The organism is Promicromonospora sp. MS192 (assembly GCF_049532985.1).
In the GTDB taxonomy this organism is placed as follows: domain Bacteria; phylum Actinomycetota; class Actinomycetes; order Actinomycetales; family Cellulomonadaceae; genus Promicromonospora.
Genome location: NZ_CP186693.1, coordinates 5,091,992 through 5,108,143, shown reverse-complemented (window position 1 = coordinate 5,108,143; position 16,152 = coordinate 5,091,992). Strand labels below are relative to the sequence as shown.

Genomic DNA, 16,152 nt, shown 5'->3' with positions numbered 1-16,152 from the left:
GCCGACGTGACTGGGATGTGACTGGTGGGTTCAGATGACGTTCAGGGAAGAAGTCTTTCCCGTGCCACGTCGCGTGCGGCCTGCGCCGTCGGACACCCGAGGACCACGCGTGCCAGCTCCGCGCACTCGTCGCGGGACACGCGTGCCAGGGTGTCTGCGACCTCGGCCAGCGCACGCGGCGTCATGGACAGCGAGGTGACCCCGAGACCCACCAGGACGGGCGCGAGGAGCGGGTCGGCCGCCGCCTCCCCGCACACGCCCACCGGAGCACCATGCACCGCACCACCTTCGCACGCCACCCGGACGAGCTCCAGCACGGCGGGCTGCCAGGGGGTGGACAGGGCTGCCACACCGGCCAGGTCGCGGTCGGCGGCCATCGTGTACTGCGTGAGGTCGTTGGTGCCGAGGCTCGCGAACCTGACCTCGGCCAGCACGTGCCGTGCCTGGAGCGCGGCCGCGGGCGTCTCGATCATCACCCCGGGGTGGTCCAGGCCGTGCGCGGCGCACGCCGCCGCGAAGTCACGGGCCTCGTCGACGGTCGCGACCATCGGAGCCATCACCCACACCTCCGCCGTCTCGGCCGCGGCGGCCCGGGCGATCGCGTCGAGCTGGCGGTCGAGCACGTCCGGGTGCGCGACGGCGGTCCGCAGCCCGCGCACGCCCAGCGCGGGGTTGTCCTCGTGGTCCGGCGTGAGGAACCGCAGGGGCTTGTCGGCGCCGGCGTCGAGCGTGCGGACCACCACCCGGCGTCCCGGGAAGTGGGACAGCACCGCCCGGTAGGCGGTCACCTGCTCCTCCACGCTGGGCTCCTCGCCCCGGCCGAGAAAACAGAACTCGGTGCGGAACAGGCCCACCCCGCGTGCGCCCGCGGCAGCCGCGGCCTCGGCTGCCGCCGGGTCGGCGACGTTCGCCACGAGCTCCACCTCGAACCCGTCGCGCGTCGCGCCGCGGCCGTCGAAGGTGGCGGCGACGACCCGCCGCCGGGCCCGTTCCACGTCCGCCGGGGTGGGCGAGCGCAGGACGGTGCCGCCCGTGCCGTCCACCACGAGCTCCTCGCCGTCGACGAGGTCGTTCGCCTCGGGCAGCGCGACGACCGCCGGGATGCCGAGGGCCCGCGCCAGGATCGCCATGTGCGACGTCGGCCCGCCGCGGGCCGTGACGACGGCGACGACCACGGCCGGGTCGAGCATCGCCGTGTCTGCCGGGGCGAGGTCGCTCGCGACCAGCACGAACGGATGCCCCGGATCCGGTACGCCGGGCGGGGCGGCACCCGTGAGGGCGGCGACGATCCGGTCCCGGACGTCCCGGACGTCCCGGGCGCGCTCCGACATGGGCGGGCCGAGCGACTCGAGCTGGGAAGCCACCGAGCCCGCGGCGTCCCACACCGCGCGCTCGGGGGTGAGCCGGTCCTCGCGGACCCGCCGTGCGGCACCGGCGGCGAGCGTCGGGTCGGCGGCCATCGCGGCCGTCACCGCGAGCACGTCGGCGGCAGTGCCCGACGCGCGCCGCGCCCGCTCGGCCAGGTCGGCCTCCACCTGGGCCGCGGCCTCCTCGACGGCGCGGACGGCGGCGTCGGCGTCCCCGGTCAGGCGGCTCGTCCGTGGTTCGGGGACCCGGGCCGGCATCCGCACCACGATCCCGGCCGCCCGCCCCGGGCTCGCCGGGACCCCCGTGAGCCTCTCGCTCGTCATCCGTACGCTCCCCACCGGCTCGTCGTCGAGTGCGCTGGGAACGTTACACGCGAGCGCCTCAGGGGGCGAGACCCCGGGGCGGCGCCCCCTGCCCGCTGCGGGCGGTGGCACCCGGACGGGTCGTCCCACCCCGTGGCACGGCAGTCGGTCTGACAAGATGACGTCATGGCCGAGGCCCTGTTGGTCGGATCGCCCGTGGCGGGACGCGTGGTGGCGATGCGCGACGTGCCCGACCCGGTCTTCGCCGAGAGCATCGTCGGCCCGGGGCTGGCCGTCGACCCCGACCCGGAGACCGGGGGCCGAGTGGTCGCGCCGTGCGCCGGCGTCGTGGTGAAGCTGCACCCGCACGCGTTCGTCCTGCTGGCGCCGTCGACGCCGGGCGCTCCCGACGGAGCCGCGGGCTCGCCCGGCGCACCGGCTCTCGCCACCGGGCGGGGTGTGCTGGTGCACCTCGGCATCGACACGGTCCAGCTCCGGGGCGAAGGGTTCACGCTGCTGGTCGCCGAGGGCGACGCCGTCGAGGCGGGTGAGGAGCTCGTGCTCTGGAGCCCCGCCGCGGTCGCCGACGGCGGTCGCTCACCCCTGGTGCCGGTCGTCGCGCTGGACCTGAGGCCCGGGGACCTGGTCGAGCTGGCCCGGCCGGGCGACCGGGTGCAGGTCGGTGACGGGCTGCTCAGCCTCCCCTGACGCGGCGCGCGGGTCTTGTGCCGTCCAGGCTCGGTCGGATCCCATCAAGAACGGATGCTGTTCGGTCGCTTGCCTCGAGATCGGTCCGGTGATGGACCGATCTCGAGGCAGGCGACCGAACCCGCCGTTCCTGCGGTGCAATGGACCGAATCTGGAGGCATAGGGTCGGGGCCATGGTGCGCACGGTGGTGTTCGACGTCGGGGAGACGCTGGTCGACGAGTCCCGGATCTGGCTCCGGTGGGCCGAGCGGCTCGGTGTTCCTCCGCTGACGTTCCTGGGTGTGCTCGGCGGCTGTGCGGCCCTCGACCTGTCCCACCGGGAGGCGTTCGAGCTCGTGCGGCCCGGCGTGGACGTCGAGGCGGAGATCGCCCGCTGGGCCGTGGACGACCCCGACGGCCTGCGCAACGGGTTCGACGCCGACGACCTCTACCCCGACGTGCGGCCGGCCCTGGGTGCGCTGCGCGAGGCTGGGTTCGACGTCGTCGTCGCGGGGAACCAGCCACCCGAGGCGCGCGCCGCGCTGGAGGCGATGGACCTGCCGGTGAGCGCGATCCGCACCTCGGACGAGTGGGGTACGCAGAAGCCGGAGCCGGAGTTCTTCGCCCGCGTGGCGCAGCTCTCGGGCGTCGCGCCCGAGGAGATCGCGTACGTGGGCGACCGGCTGGACAACGACGTGCTCCCCGCCGCCGACGCCGGGATGCGGCCGGTGCTGCTGCGCCGCGGTCCGTGGGGGTACCTGCACGCGCGCCGTCCCGAGGCGGCGCGCACCACCGTCATCGACTCGCTGACCGAGCTGCCGGCGGTGCTGGCAGGCTGACCCGTCGGACTCTCGCGAAGGCGTCAGACGCACAGGTCACCAGAGGGACCTGCGCGTCTGACACGTCAGCCGCGCAGCGGCAGCGTGAGGCCTGTCTCGCCGTTCGGCACCACGCGGACCGGCACGCCCCAGTCCTGCTGCGCCAGGTGGCAGGCCGGGAAGACGTCGGGGTCCGGCTCGCCGTTCGGCAGCAGCGGCACCTCGTCGCACGACGCCGCCTTCGCGGTCACGTGCAGCACGCCCTCGGCCACCTCCGGGTTGATCACCAGGTCGCGGAACAGGTCGGTCCCGGTCCCCGCACCCGACAGCAGCAGCTCCGGCGGGGTGGCACTGACCTGGAGCGACGTCGACGGTCCCCAACGGTCGTCGAGCTTCTGGCCGGGCGCCGGTGCGAACGGCACGTCGAGGCGCAGCGCGCCGGAGCCCACGTCCGTGGCGGGCCGGGCGACACGGTGCGCGCCGCCGTCGAGCACCTCACCCGCGAGGGTGGCCGGGAGCGCCACCCGCGTGAGCCGGTGCGCGGCGGACTCGACCACGAGCAGGTGCACGGCGTCGTCCGCGACCTCGACGAGCACGTCGGACGGTTCCGCGAGGTCCTTGGCCAGGGTGGTCACCTCGCCGGAGGCCGGGTCGTACCGGCGCACCGCGCCGTTGTACGTGTCGGCGACGACGACGCTGCCGTCCGGCAGCACGGCGACGCCCAGCGGGTGCTGCAGCAGCGCCTGACCGGCGGCGCCGTCGCGGTGCCCGAAGTCGAACAGCCCCTGCCCGACAACCGTCTCGACGGTCACGTCGGTCTCGTCCACCGGCACGAGGCGGCGCAGCGCCGAGGTCTCGGCGTCGGCGAGCCAGAGCGCGCCGGCGGGCGCCGCGGCCAGGCCGGAGGGCTGGGCGAACCAGGCGCCCTCGCCCGGGCCGTCCTCCAGGCCCTCGTTCATGGTGCCCGCGAGCAGCGAGACCACGGGCAGGTGCGGGCCGGGGTGGAAGTCCCACAGCGTGTGGTTCCCGGCCATCGCCACGACGAACGCGCCGAGCTCGGCGGACCACTCGACGTCCCACGGCGAGGAGAGCCGCACGCTCAGCGCGTCGTACGACTCGCCGGGCTCGAACGCACCGACCGTGCCCGTCACGTTCTCCTGGCCGCCCACCATGAACTGCTCGCCGGTGCCGGCCAGCGTCGTGACCACGCCGTCCGAGAGCCGCACGCCGCGCAGGGCGTGGTTGACCGTGTCGGCGACCACGACGTCGTACCCGAGGCTCGCCGTCAGGTCGGAGGGCACCAGGCACAGCCCGTTCGGCTCGGAGAACCGCGCCTCGCCCGGCCCGCCGTCGACGAGCCCCCGCTCGCCCGAGCCGATGCGGCGCACGAGCGTCTCGCCGTTCGGCTCCAGCTCCGCAAGGGAGTGGTGCCCGGCGTCCGCGACCAGGAGGTTCCCGTTCGGCAGCGCGAGGGCCTTGGCCGGGAACCGCAGCGTGCCGGAGGCGGGGGCGGGCGGCACGTAGGGCCCCGAGCCGCGGTGCAGGGTGCCCTTCACGGCGTGCTCGGCGATCAGGTCGGACACGAGCGCGGCGATCGCGGAGCCGTGCCCCTCCCCCGCCATCTGCGCCACGATGTAGCCCTCGGGGTCGATGACCACGAGCGTGGGCCAGGCCCGCGCGGTGTACGCGCCCCAGGTCACGAGCTCGGGGTCGTCGAGCACGGGGTGGCGCACCTCGTACCGTTCGACGGCGGCCGCGAGCGCGTCGGGGTCGGCCTCGTGCTCGAACTTGGGCGAGTGCACCCCGATGATCACGAGCTCGTCGCGGTGCTGCTCCTCGACCTCGCGCAGCTCGTCCAGGACGTGCAGGCAGTTGATGCAGCAGAACGTCCAGAAGTCGAGGACGACGACCTTGCCGCGCAGGTCGGCGAGGGTGACCTCCTGCCCGCCGGTGTTCAGCCAGCCGCGCCCGACGAGCTCGGAGGCGCGGACACGGGGAAGGTTCTGGACTCCTGTGCTCACCGGCCCATTGTCACTCGCGCGTCGCGGTGTCCTGCTCCGTGTCCGGCTTGCGGGCACGCCACTGCTCGACCAGCGCCTTGTCGGCGCGGCGACGGGTCAGGTCGCTCTTGCTGGAGTGCACGGCCGCCCGGTGCGCGAGCAGGGCGTCACGGTCCCGCTCGAGGGCCCACATGAGAGCCTCACGCACGTCCGCACGGGTCACCCGCGTGCTCCGCGTCTCGTCCATCGTCCCGATCATTCTCGCCGTTCCGTGATCACCGGCGCCCAGGTCGGACGCCGCCATCGATTCAGGAGGCAGCCTGGAGATGTTTGTGACATCCCAGGCCTTCCTGGCTTTCACCCGGCCATGGTTGGGTGTAGCAGAGGAACGTACCGCGCAAACCTGGCAGGGTGATATCCGTCTTTCGGATGACTTTGTGGGACAGACCGGCGTGTCGGTAGGGGTGTGCCGTGTCGTGTCGGTGGGTGAGGAGAGGATCAGGGCATGGACCGCGACCAGGCCAGGAAGATGAAGGAGCAGCTCGCAGCGTTCGCCCGGGAGCTCGCCGAGCGCCACGGGGTCGTGGCGACACCGCGGTCCCTGGAGGGGCACACGACCGGAGAACGGGTGTCGGAGGCGGCCGACGTCGTGCGGGCGCCCACCCTCGCGCTCGGGCTGGTGCCGCAGGGCGAGGGCGGTTTCGGCATCGCGGTCCGCTACCGGCTCGGGGTTCCCCGCGCCCGTTCGATCGTGCGCAAGGTCACGGCGGAGATCGGGCCCGACGCCGACGTCCGGCGCACCGGCCGCATCCGCCCCGTCAGCGAGCTGGGCCCGCGCCCGCCCGCACCGACGTCGCTGGCGTCCGGCGACACCGACCGCCGGCGGCCGATCCGGCCCGGCGTCTCCATCGGCCACGTCGCCGTCACGGCGGGCACCCTCGGCGCCTTCGTCACGCGCACGACACCCGGCAGCGACGGCGCGCTGTACGCCCTGTCGAACTACCACGTGCTGGCCGGGTCCCCCGAGGCCCGCCCGGGCGACGTCGTGCTCCAGCCTGGGCCCGCCGACGGCGGGCTGGCGCCGGGCGACCGGATCGGGGAGCTCACGCAGGTGGTGGACCTGGACGCGCTCGAACCGGCCGCGACGGACGCCGCGATCGCGCGCCTGGACCGGGTCCCCGTCGACTTCGAGTACCCCGTGGGCCGAGTGGTGAAGACGGCCCGCGCCCTCGGCGGTGAGATCGTCGGCAAGGTCGGCCGCACGACGGCGATCACGCGAGGCCGGGTCACGGCCATCGAGCTGGACGACGTCATCGTGGGGTACGAGGACCTCGGCGCGCTGAGCTTCGACGACCAGATCGAGATCGAGAGCCTGGACGACGGCCCGTTCTCCCGGGGCGGTGACTCCGGGGCGCTCGTGTACCGGGAGGACGGCGTGGCGCTCGGCCTCCTGTTCGCCGGTTCCGAGTCCGGCGGGCGCAGCGGGAAGGGCCTCACCTACGCGAACCCGATCGACCAGGTGCTGGAGATCCTGGGGATCGAGCTGGCGCGGGAGGCGACGCACCCGTTCGGGTGACGTCCGGTGCGCGCACCAGCGTTTCCCCCGCCCGGGCGTGTCGCGGGAGGCGGGGAACCTCGTGGGCGTGTCCGCACGGTGTGTCAGGCGCCGTCACCCCGCTGACCTGCGGTGCCGCGTGGCGGTCGGCGACGTGGTCCAGGACACGTGCCGGCCCGCTGGAAGGGGGTAGACACGGGGGACACAATGGATGACCAGGAGGTGATCGGGATGGCAACACTCGACGAGGCTCGGTCCGCAAAAGCCGCATTGCGGGAAAAAGTGACCGGACTGGACGGTGTCATCGGCGTCGGCGTCGCCCCTGAGTTCACGACGTCCCTCGACCAGCCACTTCGCGAGCACCGTGCGCGCAAGCACGCGGAACCCGGCACGTCGCCGGTGGAGGTGCTCACCGAGGAGGTCTCCGTGGAGCAGGTGACCGGCCCCGGCGGGAGCTGGGTGCTCCAGGTCAACGTGACAGACCCTCGCCTGGTGGACAAGGTCCCCGAGGAGATCGACGACGTGGCCGTGCGCGTCCGCGTCGTCGGCGCCGTCAAGGCAGGCTGAGCGCGACCCCCGCCGGGGTGGGACGCGAACGTCCCGCCCCGGCGGACGCGTGTCAGCCCAGGGTCGCGGGCAGCTCCGGCGTCTCGCCCAGCACCCGCTCGGCCAGGAAGGCCGAGACCACCTGGTACCAGACCTTGGCGTTCTGCGGTGTGAGCACCCAGTGGTTCTCGTCCGGGAAGTACAGGAACCGGTGCTCCGTCTCGCCGTCGTCCGAGGCCGGCAGCCCCGACCTGGTCAGCAGCTCGAACCAGAGCCGCAGCCCCTCACCGACCGGGACGCGGTAGTCCTTGTCGCCGTGGATCACGAGCATCGGCGTGCGGATCTCCCCCACCGACAGGTGCGGGCTGTTCTCCAGCGCCATCTCCGGCGTCATCTCGCGCGCCCAGTAGTAGCCCGCGTCCGTCGTGGGGCCGAACTGGTCCAGCGCCCACAGGCTCGCGTGCGTCACGACCGCCTGGAAGCGGTCCGTGTGGCCCGCCACCCAGTTCGCCATGTAGCCGCCGAACGAGCCGCCCATCGCCGCGGTGCGCGTCCCGTCGATCTCCGGCAGCGCCTCGGCGGCGTCGGTGATCGCCATGAGATCGGTGAACGGCGCCTTGCCCCACGCACCCCAGCCGCGCTGGACGAACTCCTGCCCGTACCCGGTGGACAGCGCGGGGTCCGGCAGGAGCACCGCGTAGCCCTGGGCGACCATCAGCCACGGGTTCCAGCGCCAGCTCCACGCGTTCCAGGAGCCGAGCGGGCCGCCGTGGATCCACAGCAGGAGGGGTGCGGGGGCGTCCGGGCCGGCGTCGGGCGGCAGCGCGAGCCAGGCGCGCACGCGTGAGCCGTCCTCGGCCGTGGTCTCGATCTCGGTGAGGGTGCCCGGCAGCGCCGGGGCCGGGACGGGCGAGCGCAGCAGCGTCGCCGCGACCGGCGTCCGCTCCCCTGGCGCGCCCGAGGCGACGAAGCCCGCCAGGTCGATCCGGACCGGTTCGGCCGGGGCCGCGTAGGAGGACCGCAGCGCGAGCACGGCGGCCCCGTCGGGCGTCACCGACAGGTCGGAGAAGACGGCGTCGTCCGAGGTCACCTTCTCGACCACCACGTCGGTGCCCGGCAGGGCGCCGGTGAACGTGAGGAGGAAGACCGGGCCGCGCCCGTCGTCGTCCGCCTGGACCAGCAGGCCGCCGCCGTCCGGGAGCCACGTGGGCCGACCGGGCCAGCGGTCCCAGTCGTCGGCGAGGACCACGGGCTCGGCGGAGCCGTCGGCCGGCACCAGAGCCAGGCGGATCACCGGGGCCTCGTGCGGCGTCGAGATCGACTCGGTCACGTACGCGACCCAGGCGCCGTCGGGCGAGACGCGGGGCGCCGTCGCGTCGGCGTCCGGGTCGTCGACCAGCACCCGGCGGTCGCCGGTGGCGGTGTCCACGGCGACGAGCGTGCTGCGGGTGGCCGCCCCGGCGTCCGGCACCGCCCAGGTCAGCACGAGCGTGGTGCCGTCCGCGGACAGGTCGGCCGCGTGCTCCTCCAGGTGGCGGCCGGGGCCCGTGAGGTCGCGCAGGTCGAGGTGCCGGCCGTCGGCGGGCTCCGTGCCCGACGGCGTGGCAGCCGGCTCCGTGCCCGACGGCGTCGCGGCCGGCAGCGGGGACGCCGGCTCGTCGGTGAGCGCGGCGAGGTCGCCCACGAGGCGCCGGTCCTGGTCGGGCCCCAGGTCGTGGTCCCAGAACCGGACCGGGTAGCCCGTGTGCAGGATCGCCGACACCTTCTGGTCCTTGCGGGCCTTGCGCAGCTCGGCGTCCTGCGTCAGGTCCTTCGCGGACGGCAGCAGGCTCGCGGCGACGCTCACGACGTCGGCGCTGCGGGCCGCGAGCGCCCCGGACACGCCACCTGGCGCCGTCGCGACCACGCGGGCCTCGCCCCCGTGCGCGGGCAGGAGCCAGAGGGCGGGCACCGGGTCGTCGCCGTCCTTGCCGTCGGGGTCGGGCCGGGCGGAGGTGAACAGGAGGTCGCCCGACCGCGTGAAGACGGCGGACGACTCCCCCTTCGCGGACCGGGTGAGCCGTCGGGCGGGGGCCGCACCGGTCGGGTCCACCTCCCACAGGGCCGTGCGGTAGGCGGTGCGCTCGCCGTCGAGCGTCTGGACGGTGGCGACGAGGCGGGTGCCGTCCTGGCTGGCCGCGAGGCCGGTCAGGCGCGGGACGGCGACGTAGTGGTCGAGGTCGTGGAACGGGGTCTGCGCGGTTTCGCTCACCGCCCACGTCTACCACGCCCGCGGCCCGTCGTGGGCCTGATTTTGGTCAGCGCTCCGTGCGCCTGGCCTGTTCCGCCTTCTCGGCCAGCATGGCGTTGTACGCCTCCAGCTCGGCGTCGCCGTCCCGCTCCGCCTTGCGGTCGGTACGCCGCGCCTCCCGGGCGTCGGACCGCGTCCAGGAGATCGCCACGCCGACGGCGAGCAGCAGCGTCGGCAGCTCCCCGATCCCCCAGGCGACGGCGCCGCCCTTCTGCTGGTCCACGATGGCGGACGGCCCCCAGGGCCGGCCCATGAGCCCGAACCAGTCGGGGACCAGCAGCGCGGTGCCCGAGGTGAGTGCGACACCGAAGAACGCGTGGAACGCCATGGTGGCGAACAGGAGCACCAGGCGCAGCGGGTACCCGGGACGGGAGGGACCGGGGTCGACGCCGATCAGGGCGTTCGCGAAGAGGTACCCGACGAGGGTGAAGTGGGCGACCATCCACAGGTGGCCCGCGTAGGTGGTCAGGGCGAGCTCGAACAGGGGCGTGAAGTAGAAGACGATCATGCCGCCCGCGAACAGGACGGCGGCCACCACCGGGTTGGCCATGAACCGGCCCCAGGGCGAGTGCACCAGCGCGAGCACCCATTCGCGGGGACCCCACGAGTCGTCCTTGCGCGCCGGGACCGCCCGGACGAGCAGCGTGACCGGCGCGGCCAGCACGAGGAACAGCGGCACCACCATCGCGAGGATCATGTGCTGCACCATGTGCGCGCTGAACAGGACGTGCCCGTAGGTGGCGGCGCCGCCGTTCGTGGCCCAGAACAGGACCAGGATGCCGAGGCACCAGGAGATGGTGCGGCCCACGGGCCAGGCGTCGCCACGGCGACGCAGCCGCAGGGTCCACCGCACGTAGACGAACAGCGCGGCCGCGCAGGCGAAGGCGAGGACGACGTCCCACTGGAACTCGGTGAACCAGCGCACGAGCGTGGGCTCGGGCGGCAGCGGGTGACCGGTCACGAGCTCGGCCGGGGTGGGGTCGGTGATGGGCTCGTCGGGCACGGGCGGCGCCGTGGAGCCGAGGGCGACCGCCACGCCGGAGACCGCGCCCATCACGCCGACCTCGACGGCGGTGAGCCGCCAGAACAGGCCGATCGCCGCCTTCCGGGTGGTGCCGGCGGAGAGCCGGGAGACGACGGTGCTGCGGTGCAGGTAGCCCAGGCTGCCGAGGACCACCAGCAGCGCGACCTTGACCACCAGGAGGATCCCGTAGTCGGTGCTCAGCCCGTCGAGGGAGCCGATGCGGATCCAGGCGCTGACCAGCCCCGAGACCGCGACCGCGACGAAGCACCAGAACGCGATCTCCGAGTAGCGCCGGATCACGTCGGGCGTCGCGGCGTACCGCAGGCCGACGAGCGCGACGGCCGCGAGGCCACCGATCCACAGGGCCGCGCCACCGAGGTGCAGGAACAGGGCCGAGATGGCCAGGTCGTGGCTCGCGGCCCCGGCCGCGTGCCCGGTGGAGGACTGCATGCCGAGCGCGACCACCGGCAGCGCCAGGGTGCACAGGGCCCCCACCGGGCCGCGCACCAGCAGGGCGACGGCCGCCGTCAGCGCGGCGACGATGACGATGCCCAGGTAGGTGCGGCCCACGGTGATGGTCGAGACGTACTCCATCAGCGCCGGACCGAACCCGCCGGCGTCCAGCGGCAGGTAGGTGGACCACGAGAAGCGCAGGACGAGCTGGACCAGGGCGGCGAGCGTCCACAGGCCCGCGGCCACGCCGGCCACGCCGAGCGCGCGGTCCACGAGCGGACCGCGCGGCAGCACGAAGGCCGCCAGCGCGAGCGCGCCCACGGTCACGGCCAGCGCGAGCTCGGTGACCACCGTCGCGACGGGTGCCCCCCAGCGCACGAGCGCGCCCGGGTCGGTGAAGTTCGTGAACGCCGTGAAGGCGCCGGAGAAGGCGCCGGCCGCGACGAGGGCCGCGAGCGCCACGAGGGCCGCCGCCGGCAGGGCGACGGCGAGCCAGGACGGGCTGGCCGGGCCGCTCGCGGTGCTCGTCCGTGCGGTTCTGCTGGTCCTGTTCCGGGCGTCGGTCGGGGTCACGCGGTCCAGCCTAGGCGTGCCACGGCGCGGTTCTGACCGTCCGCGGGTGTCCGGTTGACCACGGCGTGAGCAGGCCCGAACCGGGCATTTCGACGAAGTTCAGGAAAAGTTCGGCCGGATTATGCACCAAACCCAACCCTTTAGCCCTCTTCTGCGTTGTGACCAGTGTGGACCTCGCGAACATCATCACCGAGACCGACGACTCCGTGCCGTGCTCGGAACAGCCCGAGCTCTGGTTCGCGGAGCATCCGGCGGACCTGGAGGCGGCCAAGCGCGCCTGCGCCGAGTGCCCGCTGAAGGCGCAGTGCCTCGCGGGCGCTCTCGCCCGCCGCGAGCCCTGGGGCGTCTGGGGCGGCGAGATCGTCGTCGACGGCACCGTGCGCAGCCGCAAGCGCCGGCGCGGCCGGCCGCGGTCGATCGGCGGTATGCGCGTGGCATGACGCCACGCGGCCCGGGTGGCGGACCGCCACCGGGCACCGGACCTTGCCCGGGGCACGGCGATCGAGTCCAGTCGCCGTGAGCTGCCGGGACCGCGCGCCCTTCGCACCGGGATCTCCCAGACGGATCCGGGGGGCGCACGGCCCCGGTCGCACGACACGTCAGGCCCTCAGGTCGGTGACCTGAGGGCCTGACGTGTGCGGTCGTCCGGCGGATCAGCCCCAGACGAGGCCGCGGGCCGGGTCCTCCAGCACGCGTGCGACGTCGGACAGGAACCGGGCGCCGAGCTCGCCGTCGGCCAGCCGGTGGTCGAAGCTGAAGCTGAGCGTCGTCACCCAGCGCGGCTTGACCTTGCCCTTGTGCACCCAGGGCTGCTGGCGGATGGCGCCGAAGGCGAGTATCCCCGACTCCCCCGGGTTGAGGATGGGCGTGCCGGTGTCGATGCCGAAGACGCCCAGGTTGGTGATGGTGATGGTGCCGTCGGACATGTCGGTGACCGAGGTGCGCCCCGCTCGTGCGGTCGCCGTCAGCCCGGCCAGCGCCTTCGCGATGCCGAGCAGGTCGAGCGTGTGCGCGTCCTTGATGTTCGGCACCACGAGACCCCGGGGCGTGGCCGCGGCGATGCCCAGGTTCACGTAGTGCTTGTAGACGATCTCCTGGGCCGCGTCGTCCCAGGAGGCGTTGATCTGCGGGTGGCGCTTGACGGCGAGCAGCACCGCCTTGGCCGCCACCAGCAGCGGCGTGACCTTGACGTCCGTGAAGTCGCGGTCCTCCTTGAGCGCCGCCACGAGCTTCATCGTCTTCGTGACGTCGACCGTGTGCAGGACCGTGACGTGCGGTGCGGTGAACGCGCTGGCGACCATGGCCTCCGCGGTGCGCTTGCGCACCGAGCGGACCGGCACGCGCGTCTGGCGCCCGTCCGGCGAGACCACGCCGGAGGCGAGCCAGGGCTCGTCGTCCGGGTAGTGCGTCAGGGTCGTCACCGTGGAGCGCTCGGCGTGGGCCACCACGTCCTCACGCGTCACGATGCCGCCGGGACCCGTCGCGTGGACGCCCGCCAGGTCGACCCCGAGGTCCTTGGCGAGCTTGCGGACGGGCGGCTTGGCCAGCACGCGCGCACGGGCGGCCGTGGTCACCCCGTTGTCGGACGGCGGGGTGGCCGCCCTGGGCGGTGCGGGTGCGACGGGCGGTGCCGCAGGTGCGGGGGCCGCCGGGGCGGGGGTCACCGGCGCGGGGGTCACCGGCGCCGGTGCGACGGCGACCGGGGCCGGGGCTGCCGGGGCGGAGGCCACCTGGTGGCGGCGACGCCGACCGGTCGCCTTCGCCTCGGCCGTGCCGTACCCGACGAGCACCGACCCGGAACCCTCGTCCTGCGCGCCCTCGGCCGGCACCGCGGCGCCCTCGGGCGACGCACCTGCGGGCGCACCGCCGGCGTCGGGCACCGCGATCTCGATGATCGGGGTGCCGACGTCGACCGTGGTGCCCGCCTCGACGAGCAGGGCGGCCACGGTCCCGGTCCACGGCGACGGCAGGTCGACGAGCGACTTCGCCGTCTCGATCTCGACGATCGTCTGGTTCACCTCGACGGAGTCGCCGACGGCGACGCGCCACTCGACGATCTCCGCCTCGGTGAGGCCCTCGCCGACGTCGGGGAGCGGGAACCTCTGGTTCTTCGAGCTCACTCTCGGTTCACTCCTGGCTCAGTGCGCGAAGGCACGGTCGACGGCGTCCAGCACACGGTCCACGCTCGGCAGGTACTCGTGCTCGTGCTTCGCCACGGGATACGGGGTGTGGAAGCCGCCCACGCGGAGCACCGGCGCCTCCAGGGCGTAGAAGCACTCCTCGGTGACGCGGGCCGCGATCTCGGCGCCGGCACCGAAGAACACGGGGGCCTCGTGGATCACGACGCAGCGCCCCGTCTTGCGGACGCTGGCCACGACGGCCCCGGTGTCGAGCGGCGAGATGGCGCGCAGGTCGACCACCTCGGCCGAGCGGCCCTCCTCCGCGAGCGCGGTCGCGGTCTTCAGCGCCGTCTCGACGGACGGCCCGTAGGCCACGAGCGTCACGTCGGTGCCGGACCGGACCACCTGGGCCGCGTTCAGCGTGGCCGAGCCCACCGTGACGTCGAGGTCGACCTCACCCTTGGCCCAGTAACGGCCCTTGGGCTCGAAGAAGATCACCGGGTCCGGGGAGGCGATCGCTTCCTGGATCATCGTGTAGGCGTCCTGCGGGCTGCTCGGGGAGACCACGCGCAGGCCCGCCGTGTGCGCGAACAGCGCCTCCGGGCTCTCGCTGTGGTGCTCGACGGCGCCGATGCCGCCGCCGTACGGGATGCGGATGACGACGGGCATGTCGATCGCTCCGCGCGTGCGGTTGTGGATCTTGGCGAGCTGGGTGGTGATCTGGTTGAACGCCGGGAAGACGAACCCGTCGAACTGGATCTCGCAGACCGGCCGGTAGCCGCGCATGGCCAGGCCGATGGCGGTGCCGACGATGCCGGACTCCGCCAGCGGCGTGTCCACGACCCGCTGCTCGCCGAACTCCGCCTGCAGGCCGTCGGTCACCCGGAAGACACCGCCCAGCGGGCCGATGTCCTCACCCATGAGCATGACCTTGTCGTCGTGCCGCATCGCGGCGCGCAGACCTTCGTTGACCGCCTTGCCGAGCGTCAGGGTCTTCGTGCCGGACGCACCGGACGTGGTGTGCGTACGTTCCGCCATGGTTGTCATCGTGCGCCTCCCTGGGCCGTCTCCGCGATCGCGTACTGCTCGGCCGGCGGGTCGCCGGCCTCGTATGCCTCGTACCAGGCCCGCTCGGAGGCGACGATGCCGTGCGGGGTGGCGTAGACGTCGTCGAAGGTCGAGACGGGCGCACCGCCGTCCAGGGCCCGGACGCCGGAGCGCAGGCGGACGCCGAGCTCGTCGGCGGCCGTCTGGACCTCGGCCACGAACTCGTCGTCGAGCTCGCCCTCGGCCCGGAGGAGCGCGACGAGGCGGTCGATCGGGTCGCGCCGGCGCCACACCTCCTCCTGGTCGGTGGTGCGGTAGCGCGTCGGGTCGTCCGACGTCGTGTGGGCGCCCATGCGGTAGGTGAACGCCTCGATGAAGCTGGGGCCCTCGCCCGCGCGGGCCCGCTCCAGCGCCTCCTGCGTCGCGGCGTAGACGGCGAGCACGTCGTTGCCGTCGACCCGCAGGCTCGGCATGCCGAAGCCCTCGCCGCGGCGGTAGAGCGGGGTCCGCGTCTGCCGGGTGGTCGGCTCGGAGATCGCCCACTGGTTGTTCTGCAGGAAGAACACGACGGGCGCCTGGTTGACCGCGGCGTACACCATGGCCTCGTTGACGTCGCCCTGCGAGGTGGCGCCGTCGCCGAAGTAGGTGACCACGGCGGTGCCGTCGTGCTTGTCGAGCGGGGTGCCGTCGCGCTGGACGCCCATGGCGTAGCCGGTGGCGTGCAGGGTGTGCGCGCCGATGACCACGGTGTAGACGTTCGCGTTGTGCTCGTTCGGGTCCCAGCCGCCGTGGTCGGACCCGCGGAAGAACCGCAGCCGGTCGACGGTGTCCACGCCGCGGACCTGCAGCACGCCGTGCTCCCGGTACGACGGGAACACGTAGTCCTGCGGCCGCAGGGCGTAGGCGCTGCCGACCTGCGCGGCCTCCTGGCCACGAGAGGGTGCGTACAGGGCCAGCTCGCCCTGGCGCTGGAGCGACGTCGCCTCTTCGTCGAAGCGGCGGGTCAGGACCATGTCGCGGTACATACCACGGAGGTCTTCCGCGGTCAGGTCCGCTGCGCGGTCGCGGTACCCCTTGGTGCCGCGTGTCGTGACGCGGTGCCCTTCGGGGTCGAGTAGCTGCAACGTCGGGATCGCCTCGTTGGAGCCGTTGGTCGTAGTCACGCTTTCCTCCTTCGACTGCGGACGCGAGCGCCCGCAGTTGCGGAGACGCCCGGCCCGTTCCGGGGACCTTTCCATCCTGGCACGGGTCCAGCCGGAAATATGGCCGATCCGCAACCTACGCTCTCGTAGCCTACGCAAGCGTAGGCTACGGCTCCGTAGGTTGGTCTGCCGCGATCCCGCCCAATCTCTCGCCGACGCGTTTGTCG

At 73.7% G+C, this 16,152-nt stretch carries 13 protein-coding genes; 5 read left to right on the top strand and 8 right to left on the bottom strand.

What is annotated here, in order from left to right; translation table 11 throughout:
• Positions 1-41 precede the first annotated feature (41 nt).
• Complete coding sequence (ptsP, locus tag ACO229_RS22735; RefSeq protein ID WP_397411875.1) at positions 42-1,691, bottom strand: phosphoenolpyruvate--protein phosphotransferase; 1,650 nt, start codon at positions 1,689-1,691, stop codon at positions 42-44.
• Positions 1,692-1,856: 165 nt separating this feature from the next.
• On the opposite strand from ptsP, the gene ACO229_RS22730 reads away from it, so the two are divergent.
• Positions 1,857-2,378, top strand: a complete 522-nt coding sequence (locus ACO229_RS22730; protein ID WP_423462884.1) for a PTS sugar transporter subunit IIA — start codon at positions 1,857-1,859, stop codon at positions 2,376-2,378.
• A 173-nt stretch (positions 2,379-2,551) separates the two neighbouring features.
• Positions 2,552-3,196, top strand: a complete 645-nt coding sequence (locus ACO229_RS22725; RefSeq protein WP_397411879.1) for an HAD family hydrolase — start codon at positions 2,552-2,554, stop codon at positions 3,194-3,196.
• 65 nt (positions 3,197-3,261) lie between these two features.
• On the opposite strand, the gene ACO229_RS22720 is transcribed toward ACO229_RS22725, so the two are convergent.
• Positions 3,262-5,196, bottom strand: a complete 1,935-nt coding sequence (locus tag ACO229_RS22720) for an NHL domain-containing thioredoxin family protein (protein ID WP_423462883.1) — start codon at positions 5,194-5,196, stop codon at positions 3,262-3,264.
• Between the two features lie 10 nt (positions 5,197-5,206).
• A complete protein-coding gene (locus tag ACO229_RS22715; protein ID WP_397411883.1) occupies positions 5,207-5,422 on the bottom strand; it encodes a hypothetical protein in 216 nt (71 codons plus the stop codon).
• A 258-nt stretch (positions 5,423-5,680) separates the two neighbouring features.
• Between ACO229_RS22715 and ACO229_RS22710 the strand changes: the two genes are divergently transcribed.
• Complete coding sequence (locus ACO229_RS22710; protein WP_423462882.1) at positions 5,681-6,751, top strand: hypothetical protein; 1,071 nt, start codon at positions 5,681-5,683, stop codon at positions 6,749-6,751.
• A 210-nt stretch (positions 6,752-6,961) separates the two neighbouring features.
• A complete protein-coding gene (locus tag ACO229_RS22705; RefSeq protein WP_397429124.1) occupies positions 6,962-7,297 on the top strand; it encodes a hypothetical protein in 336 nt (111 codons plus the stop codon).
• Between the two features lie 52 nt (positions 7,298-7,349).
• Here ACO229_RS22705 and ACO229_RS22700 read toward each other — a convergent pair whose 3' ends face one another.
• Together ACO229_RS22700 and ACO229_RS22695 are read right to left on the bottom strand one after the other, a co-directional pair.
• The gene (locus ACO229_RS22700) at positions 7,350-9,527 is read right to left on the bottom strand and encodes a S9 family peptidase (protein ID WP_423462881.1); all 2,178 of its coding nucleotides are present in this window, start codon (positions 9,525-9,527) and stop codon (positions 7,350-7,352) included.
• Positions 9,528-9,573: 46 nt separating this feature from the next.
• Positions 9,574-11,616 carry a cytochrome c oxidase assembly protein gene (locus ACO229_RS22695; RefSeq protein WP_397429126.1) on the bottom strand — a complete coding sequence of 681 codons (2,043 nt, stop codon included), beginning with the start codon at positions 11,614-11,616 and terminating at the stop codon, positions 9,574-9,576.
• A gap of 167 nt (positions 11,617-11,783) precedes the next feature.
• Between ACO229_RS22695 and ACO229_RS22690 the strand changes: the two genes are divergently transcribed.
• Positions 11,784-12,056, top strand: a complete 273-nt coding sequence (locus ACO229_RS22690) for a WhiB family transcriptional regulator (RefSeq protein WP_397412677.1) — start codon at positions 11,784-11,786, stop codon at positions 12,054-12,056.
• Between the two features lie 213 nt (positions 12,057-12,269).
• Here ACO229_RS22690 and ACO229_RS22685 read toward each other — a convergent pair whose 3' ends face one another.
• Genes ACO229_RS22685 through pdhA form a run of 3 tightly spaced genes read right to left on the bottom strand, consistent with a single transcriptional unit; the run spans position 12,270 to position 15,946 of the window.
• Complete coding sequence (locus ACO229_RS22685; RefSeq protein ID WP_423462880.1) at positions 12,270-13,736, bottom strand: dihydrolipoamide acetyltransferase family protein; 1,467 nt, start codon at positions 13,734-13,736, stop codon at positions 12,270-12,272.
• 18 nt (positions 13,737-13,754) lie between these two features.
• Positions 13,755-14,783 carry an alpha-ketoacid dehydrogenase subunit beta gene (locus ACO229_RS22680; protein ID WP_423462879.1) on the bottom strand — a complete coding sequence of 343 codons (1,029 nt, stop codon included), beginning with the start codon at positions 14,781-14,783 and terminating at the stop codon, positions 13,755-13,757.
• Positions 14,780-15,946 carry a pyruvate dehydrogenase (acetyl-transferring) E1 component subunit alpha gene (gene pdhA, locus ACO229_RS22675; RefSeq protein WP_397429128.1) on the bottom strand — a complete coding sequence of 389 codons (1,167 nt, stop codon included), beginning with the start codon at positions 15,944-15,946 and terminating at the stop codon, positions 14,780-14,782. Before pdhA ends, ACO229_RS22680 begins: the two co-directional genes overlap by 4 nt.
• Between the last annotated feature and the right edge of the window lie 206 nt (positions 15,947-16,152).

What these genes read in the sequence shown, in the direction of transcription:
- ptsP (WP_397411875.1), bottom strand. Translation starts at nt 1,691, where the DNA reads ATGACGAGCGAGAGGCTCACGGGGGTCCCGGCGAGCCCGGGGCGGGCG.
- ACO229_RS22730 (WP_423462884.1), top strand. Translation starts at nt 1,857, where the DNA reads ATGGCCGAGGCCCTGTTGGTCGGATCGCCCGTGGCGGGACGCGTGGTG.
- ACO229_RS22725 (WP_397411879.1), top strand. Translation starts at nt 2,552, where the DNA reads ATGGTGCGCACGGTGGTGTTCGACGTCGGGGAGACGCTGGTCGACGAG.
- ACO229_RS22715 (WP_397411883.1), bottom strand. Translation starts at nt 5,422, where the DNA reads ATGGACGAGACGCGGAGCACGCGGGTGACCCGTGCGGACGTGCGTGAG.
- ACO229_RS22710 (WP_423462882.1), top strand. Translation starts at nt 5,681, where the DNA reads ATGGACCGCGACCAGGCCAGGAAGATGAAGGAGCAGCTCGCAGCGTTC.
- ACO229_RS22705 (WP_397429124.1), top strand. Translation starts at nt 6,962, where the DNA reads ATGGCAACACTCGACGAGGCTCGGTCCGCAAAAGCCGCATTGCGGGAA.
- ACO229_RS22680 (WP_423462879.1), bottom strand. Translation starts at nt 14,783, where the DNA reads ATGACAACCATGGCGGAACGTACGCACACCACGTCCGGTGCGTCCGGC.